The 21,007-nt window shown below is 61.8% G+C and carries 16 protein-coding genes and 2 pseudogenes; 9 read left to right on the forward strand and 9 right to left on the reverse strand.

The window, feature by feature from the left end; all coding sequences use genetic code 11:
• Positions 1 to 6 precede the first annotated feature (6 nt).
• From BI364_RS18965 to BI364_RS00675, 9 genes are read right to left on the reverse strand one after another with little or no spacing between them, the layout of a single operon-like run.
• Entirely contained in the window at positions 7 to 672 is a 666-nt protein-coding gene (locus tag BI364_RS18965) for an OmpA family protein (protein WP_070079792.1), read from the reverse strand.
• A 58-nt stretch (positions 673 to 730) separates the two neighbouring features.
• Positions 731 to 1,579 (reverse strand): shikimate dehydrogenase, encoded by an 849-nt coding sequence (gene aroE / locus BI364_RS00640; protein WP_070077112.1) that lies wholly within the window; start codon positions 1,577 to 1,579, stop codon positions 731 to 733.
• Between the two features lie 22 nt (positions 1,580 to 1,601).
• Positions 1,602 to 2,609 carry a porphobilinogen synthase gene (gene hemB / locus BI364_RS00645; RefSeq protein ID WP_070077113.1) on the reverse strand — a complete coding sequence of 336 codons (1,008 nt, stop codon included), beginning with the start codon at positions 2,607 to 2,609 and terminating at the stop codon, positions 1,602 to 1,604.
• The gene (gene hemF, locus BI364_RS00650; RefSeq protein WP_070077114.1) at positions 2,606 to 3,556 is read right to left on the reverse strand and encodes an oxygen-dependent coproporphyrinogen oxidase; all 951 of its coding nucleotides are present in this window, start codon (positions 3,554 to 3,556) and stop codon (positions 2,606 to 2,608) included. Before hemF ends, hemB begins: the two co-directional genes overlap by 4 nt.
• Positions 3,557 to 3,567: 11 nt before the next feature.
• Complete coding sequence (locus BI364_RS00655; protein WP_070077115.1) at positions 3,568 to 4,140, reverse strand: L-threonylcarbamoyladenylate synthase; 573 nt, start codon at positions 4,138 to 4,140, stop codon at positions 3,568 to 3,570.
• A gap of 3 nt (positions 4,141 to 4,143) precedes the next feature.
• A complete protein-coding gene (locus BI364_RS00660; protein ID WP_070077116.1) occupies positions 4,144 to 6,654 on the reverse strand; it encodes a DNA topoisomerase I in 2,511 nt (836 codons plus the stop codon).
• Positions 6,655 to 6,677: 23 nt separating this feature from the next.
• Entirely contained in the window at positions 6,678 to 7,154 is a 477-nt protein-coding gene (locus BI364_RS00665) for a DUF494 family protein (RefSeq protein WP_070077117.1), read from the reverse strand.
• Positions 7,151 to 8,266, reverse strand: a complete 1,116-nt coding sequence (gene dprA / locus BI364_RS00670; RefSeq protein ID WP_070077118.1) for a DNA-processing protein DprA — start codon at positions 8,264 to 8,266, stop codon at positions 7,151 to 7,153. The genes BI364_RS00665 and dprA overlap by 4 nt, the downstream gene beginning before the upstream one ends.
• A 5-nt stretch (positions 8,267 to 8,271) precedes the next feature.
• A complete protein-coding gene (locus BI364_RS00675) occupies positions 8,272 to 9,267 on the reverse strand; it encodes a LysM peptidoglycan-binding domain-containing protein (RefSeq protein WP_070079793.1) in 996 nt (331 codons plus the stop codon).
• Between the two features lie 327 nt (positions 9,268 to 9,594).
• Here BI364_RS00675 and def point away from each other — a divergent pair, with 327 nt between their 5' ends.
• The 9 genes and pseudogenes from def (at position 9,595) to BI364_RS00720 (ending at position 21,007) form a co-directional block, all read left to right on the forward strand.
• The gene (gene def / locus BI364_RS00680; RefSeq protein ID WP_070077119.1) at positions 9,595 to 10,128 is read left to right on the forward strand and encodes a peptide deformylase; all 534 of its coding nucleotides are present in this window, start codon (positions 9,595 to 9,597) and stop codon (positions 10,126 to 10,128) included.
• 157 nt (positions 10,129 to 10,285) lie between these two features.
• Positions 10,286 to 11,223, forward strand: a pseudogene (gene fmt / locus BI364_RS00685) (methionyl-tRNA formyltransferase).
• Positions 11,201 to 12,532, forward strand: coding sequence for a 16S rRNA (cytosine(967)-C(5))-methyltransferase RsmB (gene rsmB, locus BI364_RS00690; RefSeq protein ID WP_083251075.1), 1,332 nt, complete (start codon positions 11,201 to 11,203; stop codon positions 12,530 to 12,532). The pseudogene fmt and the gene rsmB overlap by 23 nt, the downstream one beginning before the upstream one ends.
• Complete coding sequence (locus BI364_RS00695; RefSeq protein WP_156782577.1) at positions 12,529 to 13,113, forward strand: DUF4390 domain-containing protein; 585 nt, start codon at positions 12,529 to 12,531, stop codon at positions 13,111 to 13,113. The genes rsmB and BI364_RS00695 overlap by 4 nt, the downstream gene beginning before the upstream one ends.
• On the forward strand, positions 13,098 to 15,302 hold the full coding sequence (locus BI364_RS00700; RefSeq protein WP_070079795.1) for a sensor histidine kinase NtrY-like: 2,205 nt from the start codon (positions 13,098 to 13,100) through the stop codon (positions 15,300 to 15,302). Before BI364_RS00695 ends, BI364_RS00700 begins: the two co-directional genes overlap by 16 nt.
• Positions 15,299 to 16,666, forward strand: coding sequence for a sigma-54-dependent transcriptional regulator (locus BI364_RS00705; protein WP_070077121.1), 1,368 nt, complete (start codon positions 15,299 to 15,301; stop codon positions 16,664 to 16,666). The genes BI364_RS00700 and BI364_RS00705 overlap by 4 nt, the downstream gene beginning before the upstream one ends.
• Positions 16,667 to 16,682: 16 nt before the next feature.
• On the forward strand, positions 16,683 to 18,056 hold the full coding sequence (gene trkA, locus BI364_RS00710; RefSeq protein ID WP_070077122.1) for a Trk system potassium transporter TrkA: 1,374 nt from the start codon (positions 16,683 to 16,685) through the stop codon (positions 18,054 to 18,056).
• A 48-nt stretch (positions 18,057 to 18,104) separates the two neighbouring features.
• Entirely contained in the window at positions 18,105 to 19,556 is a 1,452-nt protein-coding gene (locus BI364_RS00715) for a TrkH family potassium uptake protein (RefSeq protein ID WP_070077123.1), read from the forward strand.
• A 6-nt stretch (positions 19,557 to 19,562) separates the two neighbouring features.
• Positions 19,563 to 21,007: pseudogene (locus BI364_RS00720) on the forward strand (TrkH family potassium uptake protein).

Raw genomic sequence — 21,007 nt, forward strand, 5'->3', positions numbered from 1 at the left:
TGGGACTTAGCCCTGAGGTGGCTGGGTGATGGGCACGAGGGTGATGGTGACGCGGCGATTCATCGCACGGCCTTGCGCGGTGGCGTTCGACGCGATGGGATTGGCTTCTCCGTAACCCACGGCCTGCAGGCGCGCCGGCAGCACGCCCTGCGCGACGAGATAGTCGGCCACCGATTGTGCGCGTCTGACCGAGAGCTGCTGGTTGTAGGCGGCGGTCCCGGTGCTGTCGGTGTAGCCGGCAACGTCGACGGCGGTCTTCGGATAGTGGGTGAGCACCTTGGTGACCGAGTTGAGTACCGGGTAGAAGTGCGCGGCGATCTGGTACTGGTTGGTGGCGAAGGTGATGTCGCCGGGCATGTTGAGGATGATGTTGTTGCCACTGCGGGTCACGCTAACGCCGGTGCCTTGCAGTTGCTGGCGCAGCTCCGATTGCTGGCGATCCATGTAGTAGCCAACCGAGCCGCCGGCGAGTGCGCCCAAGCTGGCGGCCAGCGCGGTGTTGCGGCCGGGATTGCCGAGATTGTTGCCGAGGATGGCGCCGGCCACAGCGCCGATGCCCGCACCGATGCCTGTGCGGCTCACTTCTTGCTGTCCGGTGTAGGGGTTGGTGGTGCAGCCTGCCAGGCCAAGGGTGAAGATCACGGCCGAAGCGGGAATCAGTCTGCGCAGCATCATGGGTCGTACTCCAGAAGGAATCGGGTCAATATCGAGTGGGCCTGCACCCACTCACTCAAGCATAGGCGCCGCTCAGAAAGTCGCGCAAGTCGGTAATGACTGACGGCGTCCGTGGCCGGATGCCGCGCCAGACGAAGAAGGCCTCGGCAGCTTGTTCGACGAGCATGCCAAGCCCGTCCGCCGCACAGGCTGCGCCGTGCGCCACCGACCAGCGCATGAAGGGTGTGGGCGCGGCGGCATAGACCATGTCGTAGGCGAAGGTTTGCGAGGCGGTGAGGTTCGTCGGCAGGGCGAGGGCCTCGCCCGCCAGACTTGCGGAGGTGGCATTCACGATCAGGTCGAAGGGTGCTTCGTCTGACAGTGTATCGAGGCCGCAACCGGAGATGGGGCCTTGTAACGAGAAGTCGGCGGCGAGCTGTTCGGCACGTACGCGATTACGATTGGCGATGATCAGGGTGGTGGGTCGCTCGGCCAGTAGTGGCCCGATGACGCCGCGGGCCGCGCCACCCGCGCCGAGCAGCAGGATACGCCGGCCAGCCAGTATGAGGCCAAGGTTGCACGTGAGATCGGTGAGTAGGCCGACGCCGTCGGTGTTGTCGCCGAGAATGTCGTTCGTTGCGCCGAAGCTTAGCGTATTCACCGCGCCCGCCGCGCGCGCGCGTGCGCTTAGCTTGCCCGCGAGGCGCCAAGCTTCTTCCTTGAAGGGTACGGTGATATTGAGGCCGCGACCACCAGCTGATCGGAAGCGGGCGACGGCCCCGGAAAACCCCTCCCTAGGCACCAGAATGGCTTCGTACTCGAGTTTCTGACCGGTTTCGGCGGCGAACTGTTGGTGAATTCTGGGCGACAGGCTGTGCGACACCGGATGGCCCATCACGGCATAGCGGTCGATCGGTGTGCTCATGTCGTTTGCGTCATTGCCGGTATCAACGCGCCTCGCGTAGCCAGCGTGCCGCGTCGATGGCGTAGTAGGTGAGGATGCCGTCGGCGCCCGCGCGCTTCATCGACAACAGGGTTTCGAGCACGCAGGCGCGCTCGTCCAGCCAGCCGTTGAGCGCAGCGGCCTTGAGCATCGCGTATTCGCCACTGACGTGATAGACGAAGGTCGGTACGCTGAAGGCTTGTTTGACGCGATGCACGATGTCTAGATAGGGTAGCCCTGGCTTGACCATGACCATGTCGGCGCCTTCGGCGATGTCGAGCGCGGTCTCGCGTAGCGCCTCGTCGCCGTTGCCAGGGTCCATCTGGTAGGTCGACTTGTTGCTCTTGCCGAGGTTGGCGGCCGAGCCGACCGCGTCGCGGAAGGGGCCATAGAAGGCGGAGGCGTACTTGGCCGAGTAGGCGAGAATGCGCGTATGGATGTGGCCCGCGGCTTCCAGCGCATCGCGGATTTTGCCAACCCGCCCGTCCATCATGTCGGACGGAGCGACCACGTCGGCACCGGCCTTGGCGTGCGACAAGGCCTGGCGCACCAGTACGTCGACGGTTTCATCGTTGAGGACGTAGCCGTGTTTGTCGAGCAGGCCGTCCTGCCCATGGCTGGTGAAGGGGTCCAGCGCTACATCGGTGATCACCCCGAGTTCCGGCAGAGCCTGCTTGAGGGCGCGCACGCAGCGTTGTACCAGTCCCTCCGGATTGGAGGCTTCGCTGGCGGTGGCGTCTTTTTGCTCCGGTGGCGTGACCGGGAACAAGGCGAGGGCGGGGATGCCCAGTTCGAAGGCCTCCGCAGCGCGTTCGAGCAGCAGGTCGACGGATAAGCGCTCGACGCCGGGCATGGAGTCTACCGATTCTCGACGATTACGACCCTCAAGCACAAAAACGGGGTATATCAGGTCGTCAGCGGTGAGGGTGTTTTCGCGCATCATGCGGCGCGAGAAGGCGTCCCGGCGCATACGGCGAGGGCGGGTCAGGGGATAACGGATATTGTCGCTCATGTTCGATTCCGGGTGGTGGGGGCCGGCGATGCCTCGGCGAGCCAGTCCCTGGGCTTGAGATAGCGTTCGTATAGACCGGCTTCCGGGCTGCCCGGTTCGGGCGCCCAGGCATAACGCCAACGTACCTCCGGGGGCAGGGACATGAGGATCGATTCGGTCCGTCCGCCGGACTGCAGTCCGAACAAGGTGCCTCGGTCGTAGACAAGGTTGAATTCGACGTAGCGCCCGCGACGGTAGAGCTGGAAGTCGCGTTCACGCTCACCATAGCGCATGTTTTTACGTCGTTGCATGATTGGCAGATAGGCTTGGAGGTAGTGGTCGCCGACGCTGCGCATGAAGGCGAAGTCGCGTGTCGCGTTTCCGCTGTTGAGGTCGTCGTAGAACAGTCCGCCTATCCCGCGTGGCTCCTCGCGGTGGCGCAGGTAAAAATACTCGTCGCACCAGGCCTTGTAGCGCGGATAGATGTCCTCGCCGAAGGGTGCACAAGCTTCTTGGGCGGCACGGTGCCAGTGAACGCAGTCCTCGTCGAAGCCGTAGTAGGGCGTCAGGTCGAAGCCACCGCCGAACCACCAGATCGGTTCTTCACCCTCACGCTCGGCGATGAAACAGCGGACATTGGCGTGCGAGGTGGGGACATACGGGTTGCGCGGGTGGATGACCAGCGAGAGGCCGAGTGCCTGAAAATGGCGGCCGGCCAGTTCAGGGCGGTGCGCGCTGGCTGAAGGCGGCAGCTGGTCGCCGTGGACGTGCGAGAAATTCACACCAGCCTGCTCCAACAGGCCGGCGCCCGTGAGCACGCGGGTACGCCCGCCGCCGCCCGCTGGGCGCGTCCAGGCATCGGTGAGAAAGTGCGACGATCCATCCTCTTGTTCGAGTGCAGCGCAGATGCGGTCTTGCAGCGCGAGCAGGTATTCGCGAATGGCGTCGATGTTGGGGGATGGCGGCATGTAACTGTTCCTCAGGGACGAAGTACCGCGCCGGTCAGTGCGTCGCGGATCTCGCTCGGGCGATCACGCCCACCAAGTGGGCCGTCCAGATAGTAATCGATACGCGGCCCGAAATGGGCGCGCAGGGTGTCCAGATCGCGCGCGGGAGACTCGCCGCTGAGATTCGCGCTGGTGGATACCACGGGTCCGTCAAAGGCGCGACATAAGGCAGCGGCCAGTGGATGGCTGGTCACGCGAACCGCGACGCCGGCATGGTCGCCCCGCAGCAAGGGGGTGACGGCCGCGCCGGGGGGGACGATCCAGGTCACTGGGCCGGGCCAGCTGTCCAGCATGTGGGAGAGGCAGGGGGCGGGCAGTTCGCCGATCCAGCCATCGAGTTGCTCCACACTGGCGGCGATCAGGATCAACCCTTTGGCGGCGGGGCGCTGTTTGAGCGCGAGTAGGCGCTCAATGGCGTCAGTGTTGCTCGGGTCGCAGCCGATGCCGAAGACCGCTTCGGTGGGGTAGGCGATCAGGCCGCCGTGCTCTAGAGCATGTGCGGCCTCTGCCAGTCCCTCACGCTCGGGTGTGAGATGTTTTGCCATGGCTTAACGTTGGCGGGCTGCGGTCCCGGTTTTGGCCTTTTCCGCTGTCGTTGGAGATTTACGCTTAGTCGCCGTTTTGCCGCCATCCTTCTTGGTAGCCGCAGCGGTCTTGGGTGAGGCTTTTTTACGGGTGGCGGTTTTCTTCTTCGGTGAAGTTTTAGGTTTGGCTGCAGCCTTGGGCGTAGCGGCTTTGGTTTTGGCCTTGGCCGCTGTGCGCCGCGATTTTTTCGGTGGGGCGGCGGCGAGCAGACTTTCGCAGGTTGCGATGTCCAACTTTTCCGGCTCCGCGTCCTTGGGCATGCGGGCGTTGCGCTCGCCGTCCGTGATATAGGGGCCGTAACGCCCGCGTAGTACCTCGATGGTGGCGGCACCGTCTCGCTCGAAGCGAAGGATGACGCGTTCCGCCTCTAGGCGCTCTTTCTCGGCGATCAGCTCCAGCGCGCGTTCGAGGGTGACGGTGTAGGGGTCGTCCTCGCCCTTAAGCGAGCAGTACTTCGGGCCATATTTCACGTATGGGCCAAAGCGGCCGATGTTGGCACTGACCGCGAGACCGTCCGGGTTTTCGCCAAGCTGACGAGGCAGGTCAAACAGCTTGAGGGCCTCTTCGAGGGTGACCGTGTCCATTTTTTGACCGGGCTTGAGTCCAGCGAAGCGAGGCTTGTCTTCGTCGTCCCGGCTGCCGATCTGGGCGAAAGGCCCGTAACGGCCCATGCGTACACTGACCGGTTTGCCACTGGTAGGGTCGATGCCGATCTCGCGGGCCTGCAAGGCTTCGTCGCGCGTCACGGTCTGCGCGCGATCCTCGACCAGCGCGTGGAAGTCTTTCCAGAACTCGTGCAGCACGGGTATCCAGTGCTTCTCGCCACGTGAGATTTCGTCGAGTGAGTCTTCCATGCGGGCGGTGAAGTCGTAGTCGACGTACTGGGTAAAGTGCTGAGTCAGGAATCGGTTAACCACGCGACCGACGTCGGTCGGTGTAAATCGACGGCTTTCGAGTTCTACATATTCACGGCCGAGCAGGGTGGAAATGATGGCGGCGTATGTGGATGGGCGCCCGATACCGTGCTCTTCCAAGGCCTTGACCAGACTGGCCTCGCTGTAACGTGGCGGTGGCTCGGTAAAGTGTTGCTCGGTGACAATGTCGTTCAGCGGGAGCGCCTCGCCTTCGGTCATCGGAGGGAGTAGGCGATTGTCGCTTTCTTGCTCCGCGTCATCGAGACCTTCACGGTAGACGGCCATGAAACCGGGATCGCGCAAGGCCGATCCGGTGGCGCGGTACAAATTACCTTCGCCACCCTCAAGATCGGCACTGACAGTATCCAGCGTGGCGTGGATCATCTGGCTGGCGACGGTGCGTTTCCAGATCAATTCGTAGAGCCGGAACTGATCTTGAGAGAGTCGCGATTTCAATTCATCGGGGAGCCGCGCTGCTGATGTGGGTCGCACAGCTTCGTGCGCCTCCTGGGCATTTTTCGACTTGGTGCGGTAGCGATTGGGTGTGGCAGGCACAGCATCCTTGCCGTAGCGTTCGCTTATCAGCGCGCGTATTTCGCCGATGGCCTCATCGGCCAGGTTCACGGAGTCGGTACGCATGTAGGTGATCAGGCCGACAGGACCGGCACCGAGGTCGATACCCTCGTAAAGATTTTGCGCGACCTGCATGGTCCTGCGCGTGGTGAAGCCGAGTTTGCGCGCGGCTTCCTGCTGTAGCGTCGAGGTCGTGAATGGCGGTGCGGGGTTGCGCTTGCGCTGCTTTTTTTCCAGCTTGGCGACGGTCAGTCGACCTTCGGCTGCGGCCAGTAGCGCCGTGCGGGTTTGTGCGGCATTCTCGGCGTCGCCGATGTCGAACTGACTGAGCTTGCGTCCCTGGAGATGCGTCAGTCGCGCGTTGAACGGCGTGTCGGCACAGGCCACCTTGGCATCCGCGGTCCAATATTCCTGGCGAACGAAGCGTTCGATTTCCTCCTCGCGCTCGACGATCATGCGTAGAGCGGGGCTTTGTACGCGTCCGGCAGATAGTCCTCGGCGGATTTTTCGCCAGAGTAATGGAGACAGGTTGAAGCCGACCAGATAGTCCAGCGCGCGTCTTGCCTGTTGGGCGTCGATCAGGTCATTGGACAAGGTGCGAGGGTTGCTGATGGCCTCGTTGACCGCCTGTCGAGTGATCTCATAGAAGGCCACCCGATGCACCGGTTTGTCCTTGAGCTGACCGCGTTCGCGCAGTATCTCGTACAGATGCCAGGAGATCGCTTCACCCTCGCGGTCCGGATCGGTCGCGAGGAACAGGTCGTCGGCCTGTTTGAGCGCCTTGCTGATGGCCTCAACATGCTTGAGGTTGCGAGGGATGATCTCGTATTGCATGGCGAAGTCCCGCTCAGGGTCGACTGCGCCTTCCTTGGGTACCAGATCGCGGACATGACCATACGAGGCCAGGACTTCAAAGTCCTTGCCCAGATATTTCTTGATGGTCTTGGCCTTGGCGGGGGATTCGACGATGACCAGGTGTTTGCCCATAACGTCCTTGCGCGCGTTTATGCTCAGTGCAGGTAGGAGGGCGTTTCTTCGAACACCAAATCCTCGAGTTCGTTATATGCCAGTTCACGGTCTGGCTGGTTGAACAGGACCATGAGAACGATCCACTTGAGCTGTTCTAGGTCGATCTCGTCCTCGTCCAGCGCCATGACTCGATCCAGGACGAGTTCGCGAGTGGAGGGCGTGAGTACCTCGCTCTGCTCGAGAAATAGCAGAAAACCTCGCATCTCGCTGTCGAGACGGGCTTGCTCGGCATCGGTGTACAGCCGTAACGACGGACGCACGGTATGAGCCAGCGGCGCATCTCGCTGCTCGGCTAGACCATCGAGCCACTCGAACGCGCGGTCAATCTCGCTTGCCGGGAAACCGGCATCGATCAGGCGCGATTCGAGCTGTTCACGATCCGCTTCGTGGTCTTCCATATCCTCGTCGACATACTGCTCGAAGAGATACATGAGGACATCCAACACGGATTCTTTCATTCGTTGTCTCGGTCGCCTTGCGGTGTACGGACATAGCGCCCGCCGTCAATGGCGGCCACTCGGCCCTGCAGTTCAAGTATGAGGAGCATGGAGGAAACGGCTTCCGGGGTCAATCCGCAGCGCCCGACTAGGTGGTCCACGCTGACGGGGTCGTAGCCCATGGCATCAAGCAGCTCGACGTGCGGGCCATTGGTGGGTTGTGCCGTGACCGGGTGCCGTGTATTTGGGCGTGGCGCACTCAATTGCAGCCCGAGTTCTTCCAATATGTCGTCGGCGGTTTCGACCAGTTTGGCACCTTCGCGGATCAATTGATGGCAGCCTCGCGCCATGGGATTGTGGATCGATCCGGGGATGGCGAATACTTCGCGCCCTTGCTCGCCTGCCAGGCGGGCGGTTATCAAGGATCCGCTCTGGCGCGCGGCCTCGACCACGAGCACGCCTTGGCTGATACCGCTGATGATGCGGTTTCGTCGCGGGAAAGAGCCTCGGGTCACACGGGTGCCTAGTGGGGCCTCGGAGATGAGAATGCCGGCGTGAGCTATGCGGCGGGCAAGATCGCGGTGCACGGAAGGGTAGACGCGGTCTAGGCCGGTGGCCGCCACCGCTACCGTAACCCCATCGGCGGCCAATGCACCCTCATGGGCGGCGCCATCGATGCCCAGCGCTAACCCGGAGGCGATGCCAAGGCCGGTTGTTGCCAGATGGCGAGCAAATTCGAAGGCCGCTTCGCGTCCGTTGGGACTGGGGTGGCGCGTGCCCACGATGGCGAGTTGTGGGTAGCGCAGCAGTTCGCAGTCGCCGATTGCATAGAGCAGAAGGGGTGGGTCGTGAATCTCGCGCAGCGCCGCTGGGTAACGAGCGTCGATGATGGGGATCAGGTGGTGGTTATGTTCATCCGCCCACGCGAGGTCTTCGTCAACATTGAGCTGGCAGGCGGCATCAAGGGCCTGGCGCCGTTCGGCCGGTAAACCGGCCTGTGCCAGCGTTGCGCTGGAGGCGGCCAGTGCCGCTTCGGGATTGCCGGCAACGGCGAGCAACTGCGCCGCGCCGCGGGCGCCGAGACCCACCGTGCGGTGTAGCCGCAACCAGGCGGTGGGCCCGGTGCCCGTCATTTCGGTCAGGGGTTGTGGACCAGGCTGCCGACCATGATGGGCTTGGTGGCCGACATGACCAGCGCATAGCTGATGCGCTCGAATGTCTTGAAGACCATCACGAGGCCAATGTGCTGATTCGGCAATTCGACCGTTCGCGATTCCTGACGTGTGGCGAAGTGGTCGGTGATGACGCGCCCATGTTGGTCCACCGCAAGCACGTCGCCTCGGGTCAAGCCGTCACGTGTGCCGCTATCGATCACCACGACCTGATATTGCCCCACCATGCTGATCGAGTTGAATAGCGCGATGACCTGCGCGTGTATGCCGGACTTCGGCGCATGCGGCATGAAGGTGTAGTCGTAATGCTTACGCACCATCGGGAGCAGGCGGTCGCCAGCGGCTATCTCCTCGCGGGTGTGCTCAAGCACCCCGGTGGATACCTTGCCACGGTGGGTGATGTGGATGTCACCCAGATAGATAACCTGGTGGCCGATGATTTCGCCGGTCTTCGGGTCCTTGAGTGCCCCGCCTGGGCGGTAGACGCTGTACCAGGACTCCTTGGCGTCCGACGGCAGGCCGCGTACATAGACGTGGTTGCCGGTGTCATAGAGAATGCGTCGGTCGGCCGCGGCGATGATATGAGGCGCCTTGTCGAAGACCTCGACCGGTACGACACGGGGGTGCACCAGGAACGGGGTGATCGTCTGGATCGGTATCGGGTGCTCGGTCTTCGGCAGGGACTGGTACTCGACCGTGGGTTTGAGCACGACGGTCGGGAGTCCGCTGGTGCGCGGCCCGCCGGTAATCATGACTCTGGGTTTGCCGTTGACGTAATAAAGGGTCAGTACGTCACCCGGGTAAATCCAGTGCGGGTTCTTGATGTGCGGGTTGTCGTACCAGATTTCGGGCCAGTTCCAGGGCGAATTCAGGTAGTGTTTGGCAATGTCCCAAAGGGTGTCGCCTTTCTTGACCACATAGCGCGTGGGCGCCGTGGGTTTGATCTGGATTGGCGTAGCCACCGGCGGCTTTTCGGGCGGCAGAGGTTTCGCCGAGGACGCAGGGGGCGTCGGCGAAACGATTGGTGCGGGCGGTTGGTGCGGCGTACTGGCGCAACCCGCCGTGATAAGCGTTAGAATCAGAGCCGATGCCGATGTTTTGGCTGTCAGGCGGAATCGCAGGGCCGGCATTCGGGTCCCCCTTATGGCATTCTGTTTATGTCAGGGCGCGGCGCTTAACGCGTAAGCAATGTGACTTGCCATAGCGTGCGGTCAGCCTATACCGTAAGCTGATCATTACTTTAGCAGAGATTCATGCAAGCCTGCACGAATTAACTTTGGTACCGTTTCATGGCTATTCTCGACATACTCCATTTCCCGGATACGCGCTTGCGGACGAAGGCAAAATCGGTCGCGAAGGTGGATGATGCGATTCGGCAAACGGTAAAGAATATGTTCGAAACAATGTATGCGGCTCCCGGTATCGGTCTCGCCGCTACCCAGGTCAATATCCACCATCGTATCATCGTGATTGATGTGTCATCCGATCAGAACGAGCCTTTGTGCCTGATCAATCCGGAATTGGTCGCGCGGGATGGTGAAGAGGAGATGGAAGAGGGCTGCCTGTCGGTTCCGGGTTATTACGAGACGGTGCGTCGCGCCGAGCGTATCCGCGTATGCGCGCTCAACGAGGCGGGCGAATCCTTTACGCTGGAGGCAGACGGACTGCTCGCTGTGTGCATTCAGCATGAAATCGATCACCTTGATGGCAAGCTGTTTGTTGATTACCTCTCTCCGCTCAAACGTAACCGCATTCGTACCAAACTGGAGAAACAGTCCCGCCAGGAGGCGCAAACTGCCCGCGAGACCTCGCCGGCGATCTGAGCCGCCTTCCCCGCCGGAACCGCGTGCCGCAACCGGCACATATTGCGAGAATCATGACTTACCTGAATTCCTGTTACGGGTCTGGGGCACTGCGGACATGTCGTCTGGAGTACGCCATGCATGCGGTGGCGCATTCTGTCGCTGGGTCCGATAGACGATGAATCCGCTCAAGATCGTCTATGCCGGGACGCCGGCATTTGCCGTGCCTGCATTGCAGGCGCTGGTGTCGGCAGGACATCGAGTGGCAGCCGTCTACACTCAACCGGATCGGCCCTCTGGGCGGGGTCGCCAGTTGCGCCCGAGCGCCGTCAAGGCGGCGGCACAGGCGCTGGGTATACCCGTGCAGCAACCGCTCTCGCTCCGCGATACCGAAGCGCTGAGTACCCTATCCGCCTATGCGCCGGACATCATGGTCGTGGCCGCTTACGGTTTGATCCTGCCCCAGGCGGTTTTGGATCTGCCCCGCTATGGTTGTCTCAATATTCACGCCTCCCTATTGCCGCGCTGGCGTGGGGCGGCGCCGATACAGCGAGCTATCGAAGCAGGTGATGGCGAGACGGGCGTTACAATCATGCAGATGGAGGCCGGTCTGGATACGGGGCCCATGTTGGCGCGATTGGCGACCCCCATCCTACCGGAGGACACCGCAGGCAGCCTTCACGAGCGTTTGGCAGATCTGGGTGCCCAAGCTTTGGTGAAGGTGTTGGCGCCGCTGGTAGCCGGCCGTGTGGAGGCTGAGCCACAAGCCGCCATGCAGGCCTGTTATGCCCGCAAATTGTCCAAGGAAGAGGCACGAATCGACTGGCGTCGCCCCGCCGTGGAACTCGTGCGCAAGGTGCAGGCCTTCAACCCTTGGCCGGTTGCCGAAACCGGCTGGGGTGGGCAGCCGCTCAAGCTGTTTGAGGCGCGCGTCGTTGAATATTCGGGTGACGTGCCACCGGGCACGGTACTGGCCGAATCGCGCGGGGGATCGATGTGGCCGCAGGAGATGGTTTGGTGAGGTTGTTGAGCTTGCAATTACCGGGACGGCGCATTCAGACGGCCGCAGAATTCATCAACGGAAGAAGCCTGATTGGCCAAACGCTCGCCAGTTAGGCCAGTCGATCCCCGCGTACTGGCGGTAGAGGTGGTCGATGCGGTTCGTCGACAAGGGCGCTCGCTGAGTCAGGCCTTGCCTCGTGCCGAGCGGCAATTGGAACCTGGGCCGGCCCGCGCGTTGCTGCGCGAACGGGTTTATGGTCTGCTGCGCTACGCTCCCAGATTGGATGCTTGGTTGGATGCGCTGGTCACGCAACCATTGCGCGCGCGCGATGCACCGGTTGCACGCCTCATCCAACTCGGGCTTTACGAACTCTTCTTTCTGCGTACGCCAGATTATGCCGCGGTCAACGAGGCGGTACGTCTTGCCGGGCTGCTGGGTCGGCCGTGGGCGGCGAGGTTGGTCAATGGCGCGTTGCGTAACGCGCAGCGACGCGAAGCGGAATTGGTCGCGATCGCCGAGCGTGTTGACACGGCGCGCTTCGCTCACCCCGAATGGCTGATCGATCGTGTTCGTGCGGACTGGCCCGAGGATGCCGAGGCGGTGTTTGCGGCCAATAATGCGCGTGCGCCGATGACGCTGCGTGTGAATCTGGCAATGACGGACGTTTCAGCCTATGCCGATCTTTTGCATGGTGCTGGAATTGCCGCGAGCCCAGGTCTTTATGCGCCCGACAGCTTGGTGTTGGCTCAGTCGGTAGATGTCGAAGCGCTACCGGGGTTCCGGGAGGGGTGGGTTTCGGTGCAGGATGAGGCCGCCCAGCTGGCGGCCGGACTAGTGAATGCATTGCCGGGGCAGCGCGTCCTCGACGCGTGCGCCGCACCCGGCGGTAAGACCGCCCACCTCATCGAGCGCGCGGGCGGCAAATTAGATGTGACCGCTGTCGAAATCGATCCGGACCGGCTTGTGCGCGTGAGCGAGACGCTGGAGCGGCTGGGCTTACAAGCGCAGACCCTGGCTGCGGATGCCTGTTTGCCGGAAACATGGTGGGACGGCAAATCCTACGACTGTATCTTGCTGGATGCGCCCTGCTCGGCGACGGGCGTGATTCGCCGCCATCCTGATATCAAGCTGCTGCGCCGAGCCTCGGATATTGAAGCGACCGTGCTGCGTCAGCAGGCTTTGCTCGATGCCCTCTGGCCACTGCTGGCGCGTGGCGGTAGGCTTGTCTACGCCACGTGTTCTATCGTGTTGGATGAAAATACGCATGTCGTGGATCGTTTCATCCAGACACATGCGGATGCGATTGAGTGGCCGATCGATGCCGACTGGGGTAGAGCTATGGCACGGGGCCGGCAGATCCTTCCGGGGGAAGGCGGCATGGATGGCTTTTATTATGCCTGTCTGCACAAGGCAGGGACGTGAGGCTCACGTCCCTTCGTGCCTGCCTGCGTGGCGTAGGCATGACCCTGGGGCTGATGGCTTGCACCCTGATCCTACCCGTGGCGCACGCGGATTCCGCCGACTTTGCGATCACGAGCGCGCGTACCTATCAGGTCTACTCGGTGTACTACCTCGATGCCATCGCCGATATCCCGCTAGATGCCACGCTGCGAAATGCCCTGACCAACGGCGTTAGTGTAGTGATTGCCTACGACGTCCGAGTGGTCCGTAGCCGAGGTTGGTGGTTCGACGATACCGTGGCCACCCTGACCCAGCGTTACCGTTTGCGTTATCACGCCCTATCTCGACGTTACCTGGTGGACAACCTCAATACCGGGATTTCGCGCAGCTTTTCCAGGCTTGGCGAGGCGCAGGCCGACATTGCAAGGCTCCAGCGTCTGCCCTTGCTCGATCAGACCTTGCTGGGTAAGGGCCAGCGCTACGAGGTCGACCTCAAGGTGCGGGTGGATACTGGCGACTATCCGTTGCCCCTGCGCGTACGCGCGTTTCTAGAGGGCGCTTGGCGCCCGTCGAGCGCTTGGTACCGATGCCCCTTGACGTGAGGCGGCTGACCAACCGCGCCTGGCCTGCGGTGCTGCTGATCACTTTGACCTTGCTTTCGGTGCTGGCGATGTCTGGCGCGGTGGAGAATTCCGCAAGATTCAGCCGTCACTACATCTGGTTGCTGGTATTCAACACCGTTGTGATGCTGGCGTTGGCGACGCTGATTGCCGCTAACCTATATTGGGCGGTACGCCAAGCGAGGCACCAAGAGCCTGGGGCACGACTGACACTGCACCTGGTGCTGTTGTTCATTCTGATCGCACTGGTGCCGGTTTCGGTCGTGTATTTTTTCTCAATAAGATTTCTCGATCAGGGGATCGACAGTTGGTTTGACGTGCGCATCGAGCGCGCATTGGGCGATGCCCTCGACCTCGGACGTGGCGCGCTCAATGATCGCATGCATGACCTGCAACGCCAGACACGAAATGCCGCTGTGGGATTGTCCGGCGCTTCAGATTTGAAGCTCCCGGTAGCCTTGGTGAGTTTGCGTGCTCAGTTGCAGGCCAGCGAAGTAGCGGTGTTCGGTGCGGATGACCATATCATCGCGGCGAGTACCGACCCGCCTGGTCGCGTGGTACCCGATCTGCCACCGGCAGATGCCCTGCGACATTATCGGCGGGATCATCGCTATGTGGGGCTGGAGCCCGAGGGGGGGCACCGCCTGCAGATACGCGTCCTGGTAGCGATCCCGGCGCCGCCGGGATCGGTCGAGGCGTTGCAGCCACCACGTATGCTCCAGGCCGTGTTTCAGGTGCCGGGACGTATTAGTGAATTGGCCTCCCAGGTGCAGGATACCTACGATCATTATCAGGAACTGACCTTCCTGCGTACGCCGCTCAAGCAGAGCTTTGTGCTGACCTTGTCCCTGGTCCTGATGCTCTCGGTCCTGGCGGCGGTGTGGGCCGCGCTTTACTCCGCACGCCGCGTAGTACAGCCCATTCGCCGCTTGATCGATGCCATTCGCCGTGTGGCGGGTGGCGACCTTCAGGCCAAATTACCGCTGACGCGGGGCGATGAGTTAGGCCTGGTCGCTCGCTCCTTCAATGAAATGACGGCACGATTGTTGAGCGGTCATGAAGAGACGGAGCGGGGACGCCGCCAGTTGGAGCGTCAGCGGCGGTATTTGCAAACGGTGCTGGAGCATTTGTCATCCGGTGTGCTGACCATCGATCGTAACGGTGTGCTACGCACCGCCAATGCCGCCGCCGACCACATCTTGGAAACCTCGCTGGACCCCTTTCACGGCCGGCGCCTCGCAGATCTCGGTAGCAATACCCACTTGATTTATCGCTTGTATCAGGCCATCGCGGAGCGGCTCATCGAGTCGGCTGATTCCTGGGAGCAGGAAGTTGAGTTGTTCGGCGAGAATGGGCGCAAGATATTGATTTGTCGGGGTGCGCGCCTGCCGGAGCAGCCTGGCGAGGGGAGTATCGGCGGCGGTAGCGTCATCGTGTTCGATGATATCACCGCGTTGATCCGTGCCCAGCGCGATGCGGCATGGGGTGAGGTGGCTCGGCGCTTAGCGCATGAAGTACGCAATCCGCTGACGCCGATACAGCTCTCGGCTGAACGACTGCGGCGTAAATTGCTGCCGCACGTGAATGCCAGCGATGCGCGTATGCTGGAGCGCTCCACCGACACGATCGTGCAGCAGGTGGAAAGCATGAAGCAATTGGTCAATGCCTTCAGTGACTATGCGCGGGCGCCGGTGATGCAGCTCAGCGAGGTCGATTTCAACGCAGCAGTGGCCGAAGTCATTGAGTTATACGGGGCTCATCCAGGGATTTCGCTAGTGTTTTCTCCGGCGGATAGCGTCGGTCTGTTATATGCCGATCCGGGGCGTTTGCGACAATTACTGCACAATTTGATCAAGAATGCGGTGGAAGCGGTCAAGGACAGGGTGCACGGCGAGGTTCATGTGGAAACCAGCGTGACGGAGCGGGCGGATCAGCCCTTCGTGGAGCTGAGGATCAGCGATAACGGGGATGGCATACCCGAGCCACTTCGCGGCCAGATTTTCGAGCCGTACGTTAGCGGCAAGGCGGGCGGCAGTGGCTTGGGTCTTGCGGTGGTCAAGAAGATCGTCGAAGAGCATAACGGGCTGGTCTGGGCCGAACCGCGCGACGGCAATGGAACCTGTCTGGTCGTACGATTGCCGCGCTGGCGCGCGGCGACGGGGGTGGTATGAGCGGCGAACGTATTCTGGTGGTCGACGACGAACCGGACATCCGGCGTTTGTTACAGGAAATTCTCGAGGATGAAGGTTACGCGGTGGTGGTGGCAGCCAATGCTGCGCAGGCGCGTGCATCGATCCGCCGTCAGGTACCTGACTTGGTGTTGCTCGACATCTGGATGCCGGAAGAGGACGGCGTCACGCTTCTTAAGTCTTGGAATGCGGAAAAACATGCGCCCTTCGTGGTCATCATGATGTCCGGCCACGGTACCGTGGAGACCGCTGTGGAGGCTACCCGTCAGGGGGCGCTCGATTACATTGAAAAACCCATTTCGCTGACCCGGTTGCTGATGACTGTACGTCGAGGCCTGGATATGGGGCGTGCTGGTCGCCAGATGCCACCCGCCGGCGCCTCGCGCGAGCGGGCCCCGCAGCTCGTTGGGTCAAGTGCAGCCATGCGGGCACTGAGGGCACGGGTCGAGCTGCTTGCGCCTCGCCATGAGCCAGTACTCGCCGTGGGTGAGCCGGGTGCGGGGAGGACGACGTTGCTGCGCGTCCTACATGGTTCAGGGCCAAGGCCCGGCGGGCCGTTGGCGGACCTGACCGAGCCGGTCTGGGCCGAACGTTTTGAGGCCAGCCTGGAGACGGACGGGCCGAGCGATTTTCTCGATCTCCTGCAGGCCGCCGAGGGTGGGAGCCTTTATCTTGGCGAACTGTCGCGCCTGACGCTGGATCAACAGGAGCGCATGTGTGAGCTGCTCGATCAGCCGGCAGTCCAGGCGCAGGGCGTGCGCTTGTTGGCGAGCCTGTTGGGGCCGGAGGGTCTTGACGATGTTGTGGCGCGTGGTCGGATGCTTGGAGATCTCGCAGCACATTTTCGCGTTGGACAGGTCCGAGTGCCGCCCCTGCGCGAACATGTCGAGGACGTCCCGGAGTTGCTGCAGTATCATACCGACCGCCTGCATCAGGACGAGGGATTGAGTTACCGGCATTTCACCGTTGCCTCGCAGAATTTCCTACGCTATCACCACTGGCCTGGCAATGTGGCAGAGTTGAGGGCTCTGGTACGACTGGTGCTGGCGACGGGGCAGACTACGGAGGTCGAGCCGAGCGAGGCGGAGGATGCCCTGCGGAGCCTGCGCTTGCAGGCGGATCGAGCCCTGAGCGATGTGCCGCCCGGTTACGGCGAGTTGTTCGAATTGTCGCTCAAGGATGCGCGCGAACGTTTTGAGCGCGCTTATCTGGTCCACTGGCTGGCGGAAATGGGCGGTAACATTTCGCGTCTGGCCGAGCACGCGGGCGTCGAGCGCACGCACCTGTACCGCAAGCTGAGGGCGTTGGGCATCGAGCCGCGCAAAGAACGGCGAAAACGCCCATGAGGGATAAGAAGCAATCATGAAAATCATCGTGCTCGGCGCCGGACAGGTCGGCGGTTCGCTGTCGCACCACTTGGCCAAGGAGGCCAACGACATCACGCTGGTCGATACTCGGGCCGACATACTGCATGAGTTGCAGGATCGTCTCGATTTACGCACCGTGGTGGGCCATGGTTCACATCCCGACGTGCTTGAGCAGGCGGGCGCGCGCGACGCCGACATGATCGTGGCGGTGACCAACAGCGACGAGACCAACATGGTCGCCTGCCAGATTGCCTATACCTTGTTCCGTACGCCGACCAAGATCGCACGCGTACGCGCCAACGAGTATCTCGCCTATACCAGCCTGTTCGCGCAGGAGGCACTGCCGATCGATGTGCTGATCAGCCCAGAGGAGCTGGTGACCAATTATGTACAGCGATTGATCGAACACCCCGGCGCGCTACAGGTCCTGGATTTTGCCGACGGTAAGGTATCGCTGGTCGCAGTGCGCGCCTACTACGGTGGCCCACTGGTCGGCAACGAGCTGCGTACGCTGGCTGAGCATATGCCCGGTATTCAGACACGCGTAGCCGCGATTTTCCGCCGTGACAAACCGATTCTGCCGCAGGGCGATACGATCATCGAGGCCGACGACGAGGTTTTTTTCATTGCCGCCAAGAAAAACATCCGTGCCATCACCAGCGAACTGCGCAAGCTGGACAAGTCCTATAAGCGCATCGTGCTCGCCGGCGGCGGCAACATCGGCAAGCGCGTAGCCGAGCGTCTAGAGGCGCGCTATCAGGTGAAGATCATCGAGCATAACGCGGGCCGTGCCCGTTATCTTTCCGAGACCTTGGACAAGGCGATGGTGCTGCGCGGCGATGCCGCCGACGAAGAGCTGCTGCTCGAAGAGAATATCGAGGCCACCGATGTATTCTGCGCCCTGACCAACGACGATGAGGCGAATATCCTGTCCGCGATGCTGGCCAAGCGCTTGGGCGCGCGCAAGGTGATGGCGCTGATTAACCGCCCGGCGTATGTCGATCTGGTCGAGAGCGGCATCATCGACGTGGCCATCTCGCCACAGCAGGTCACGCTGGGCGCATTGCTCGCGCACGTGCGGCGGGGCGATGTGGTGGCCGTTCACTCGCTGCGCCGCGGTGCGGCCGAGGCCATCGAGGCCGTGGCGCATGGGGATCGACGCACCTCGCGGGTGGTGGGGCGTCGTGTCGACGAGATCAAGCTGCCCAGGGGTACGACCATTGGCGCCGTGGTGCGCGGCGACGAGGTGCTGGTGGCCCACGGCGAGACGATCATCGAGGCGGAGGACCATGTCATCCTGTTCCTGGTCGATCGTTCGCGGATCACCGATGTCGAGCGGTTGTTCCAGGTCGACGTGACCTTCCTCTGATCTGCCTGCGGCGATCCTTCGTCGCGTCAAACGGAAACGGGAAGCTGCATGCAACCACGCGTCATTCAACGCATTCTTGGCCTGCTGTTGCTGGTGTTCAGCTTCACGCTGTTGCCGCCGGCCGGTGTGGGATTGATCTACGGCGACGTAGCTATCCGCCCGTTTATCGAGGCCTTCCTGATCACTGCGGCCACGGGGTTCGCGTTGTGGTGGCCGGTACGTCGCGAGCGGCGCGACCTGCGGCTGCGCGACGGATTCCTGGTGGCCGTATCCTTCTGGCTGGTGCTGGGTCTGTTCGGTGCGATACCGCTGGCGCTCGCGTCGGCGCCGCACTTGTCGATTACCGATGCGGTGTTCGAGTCCATGTCTGGCCTGACGACGACCGGCGCAACCGTGATCGTCGGTCTGGACGAGCTACCCAAGTCCATTCTGTTCTACCGTCAGGAGCTACAGTGGCTGGGTGGCATGGGTATCATCGTGCTGGCGGTCGCAGTTCTGCCGATGCTCGGAGTCGGCGGCATGCAGCTCTATCGCGCCGAAACCCCCGGGCCGATCAAGGACGCCAAGCTGACCCCGCGCATCGCCGAAACGGCCAAGGCGTTGTGGTACATCTATCTGGGCTTAACCGTGTCCTGCGCCGTGGCTTACTGGCTTGCCGGCATGGACGTGTTCGATGCCATTGCGCAGAGTTTTTCGACGGTATCGATCGGCGGGTTTTCAACCCATGACGCGAGTCTCGGCTATTTCCGTAGCCCGGAGATCGAGGGCGTTGCCATCGTCTTCATGCTCCTGGCTGGCGCCAATTTCGGTTTGCACTTCGTGGCCCTACGGCGCATGAGCCTGCGCCCCTACTGGCAGGACGCCGAGTTTCGGACCTATTTCGGTATTCTCGCCGCGTTGGCCGCGATCACCATCGGCTATCTGTACATCATGGGTCACTACACGCATTTTGGCACCGATTTTCGGCAGGGCCTGTTTCAGGCAGTCTCCATCGGCACGACGACGGGATTCACCACGGCCGCCTATCACCATTGGCCGGGTTTTCTACCCGCCCTGCTCATATTTGCAAGCTTCATCGGCGGTTGCGCCGGATCGGCAGGCGGCGGAATCAAGGTGGTGCGTTTCCTGCTGCTGTTCAAGCAGGGCGTACGAGAGCTCATGCGCTTGGTGCATCCCAGTGGCCAGTTCGCGGTGAAGATCGGCCGCCGCCCGGTCGATGACCGAGTGATCGATGCGGTCTGGGGTTTCTTCGCGGCCTATGTCGCAACCTTCAGTGTCTTCATGTTGTTGCTGATGGCCACAGGCCTCGATCAGGTCACGGCCTTCTCCGCCGTGGCCGCCTGCATGAACAACCTGGGGCCAGGATTGGGCGCGGTCGGCGACAACTATGCGCAGCTCAACCCATATGCGAAGTGGGTGTTGAGCATGGCCATGTTGTTCGGTCGCCTCGAAATATTCACGCCGCTGGTATTGTTTACACCGGGTTTCTGGCGGCGCTGACGGCCCATGCAAATCGCTGCCGTACAAAGGGTGCTCGGCGCCCTGATCGCCGCCTATAGCGTGACCATGCTGGTGCCGGCAGTGGTCTCCTTGATCTACGAGGACGGGCAGGCCGGCTACTTCCTGGACTCTTTTTTGGTGACCTTCGCGTTGGGGTTTCTCGCTTGGTTGCCGGTGCGCAACTCCAGGCAGGAGCTGCGGCGGCGCGAGGGGTTTCTCATCGTAGCGTTGTACTGGGTGATTTTGTCCGCGGTCAGCACGCTACCGTTTCATTTTAGTCCGCATTTGGATTTTACCGACGCCTTTTTTGAATCTGTTTCGGGTTTCACCACAACGGGCGCGACGGTCATCGTGGGACTCGATCACCTACCAAAATCCATTCTCTACTACCGTGCCCAGCTCAACTGGCTGGGTGGTATGGGCATCATCGTGCTCGCGATCGCGGTACTGCCCATGCTGCGTGTCGGTGGCATGCAGCTGTTTCGTGCCGAAACGCCGGGGCCGATGAAGGACGAAAAACTGACCCCGCGTCTGGAGCATACCGCGCGTGCGCTGTGGGGTATTTACGTGGGCTTGACCGTGGCCTGCATCATCGCCTACTGGGTGGCGGGCATGAGCTTTTTCGATGCGCTGTGCCAGGGCTTCGCAACCATCGCCACTGGCGGATTCTCCACGCATGATGCCAGCTTCGCGTATTGGAATAGTCCCTGGATCGATGGTGTGGCCGATGTCTTCATGTTCCTCTCGGGGATGAATTTCGCGGTGCATTATCTGGCGCTCATGCGCGGTTCGGCCCGTCCTTATGCCGTAGACCCCGAGGTCAAGGCCTACATGGGCTTTGTGGCCATGAGCATACTCGTCGTGACATTGACGCTGTGGTACACGCAGACCTATCCCACGCTCATGACCGATTTGCGCTATGGCGCCTTCCAGGTATTGACCGTGCTTACGTGCTGCGGCTTCACCAGCGCGCCCTTCAATCACTGGCCGCTCTACTTGCCAGTATTGCTGATGCTGATTCCCATCGTCGGCGGCTGTGCCGGCTCGACGGCAGGCGGTATGAAGGTGGTGCGCGTCCTGTTGGTCGTCAAGCAGAGCTTCCGCGAGTTGCATCGACTCAACCACCCGCGTGCCGTAATCCCAGTCAAACTCGGGAAGACAGTGCTCCCGAGCGTGTGATCAGTGCCATCTGGAGCTTTCTCGCCGCCTACGTACTGGTTTATCTCGTGTTGATGCTGGCGCTGATGGGGGCGGGATTGGACTGGGTGACTGCGTTCTCGGCAGTCTCCGCCTGCATCAACAACATGGGGCCTGGGCTGGGTTCTGTATTTGCTAACTTCGCGAATATCAGCGAGCCGGCCAAATGGATCTGCTCATTGGCGATGCTGATCGGCCGCCTTGAGGTCTTTACCCTCTTGGTGCTGCTGACACCGATGTATTGGCGGCATTGA

The organism is Acidihalobacter yilgarnensis (genome assembly GCF_001753245.1).
Taxonomy (GTDB): domain Bacteria; phylum Pseudomonadota; class Gammaproteobacteria; order DSM-5130; family Acidihalobacteraceae; genus Acidihalobacter; species Acidihalobacter yilgarnensis.

Excerpts from the sequence above, each read along its gene's own strand:
- BI364_RS00700 (WP_070079795.1), top strand. The coding sequence starts at position 13,098 with ATGCCCCTTGACGTGAGGCGGCTGACCAACCGCGCCTGGCCTGCGGTG.
- aroE (WP_070077112.1), bottom strand. The coding sequence starts at position 1,579 with ATGAGCACACCGATCGACCGCTATGCCGTGATGGGCCATCCGGTGTCG.
- BI364_RS18965 (WP_070079792.1), bottom strand. The coding sequence starts at position 672 with ATGCTGCGCAGACTGATTCCCGCTTCGGCCGTGATCTTCACCCTTGGC.
- hemB (WP_070077113.1), bottom strand. The coding sequence starts at position 2,609 with ATGAGCGACAATATCCGTTATCCCCTGACCCGCCCTCGCCGTATGCGC.
- BI364_RS00660 (WP_070077116.1), bottom strand. The coding sequence starts at position 6,654 with ATGGGCAAACACCTGGTCATCGTCGAATCCCCCGCCAAGGCCAAGACC.
- BI364_RS00705 (WP_070077121.1), top strand. The coding sequence starts at position 15,299 with ATGAGCGGCGAACGTATTCTGGTGGTCGACGACGAACCGGACATCCGG.
- hemF (WP_070077114.1), bottom strand. The coding sequence starts at position 3,556 with ATGCCGCCATCCCCCAACATCGACGCCATTCGCGAATACCTGCTCGCG.
- dprA (WP_070077118.1), bottom strand. The coding sequence starts at position 8,266 with ATGACGGGCACCGGGCCCACCGCCTGGTTGCGGCTACACCGCACGGTG.
- BI364_RS00715 (WP_070077123.1), top strand. The coding sequence starts at position 18,105 with ATGCAACCACGCGTCATTCAACGCATTCTTGGCCTGCTGTTGCTGGTG.
- BI364_RS00655 (WP_070077115.1), bottom strand. The coding sequence starts at position 4,140 with ATGGCAAAACATCTCACACCCGAGCGTGAGGGACTGGCAGAGGCCGCA.
- trkA (WP_070077122.1), top strand. The coding sequence starts at position 16,683 with ATGAAAATCATCGTGCTCGGCGCCGGACAGGTCGGCGGTTCGCTGTCG.
- def (WP_070077119.1), top strand. The coding sequence starts at position 9,595 with ATGGCTATTCTCGACATACTCCATTTCCCGGATACGCGCTTGCGGACG.
- BI364_RS00665 (WP_070077117.1), bottom strand. The coding sequence starts at position 7,154 with ATGAAAGAATCCGTGTTGGATGTCCTCATGTATCTCTTCGAGCAGTAT.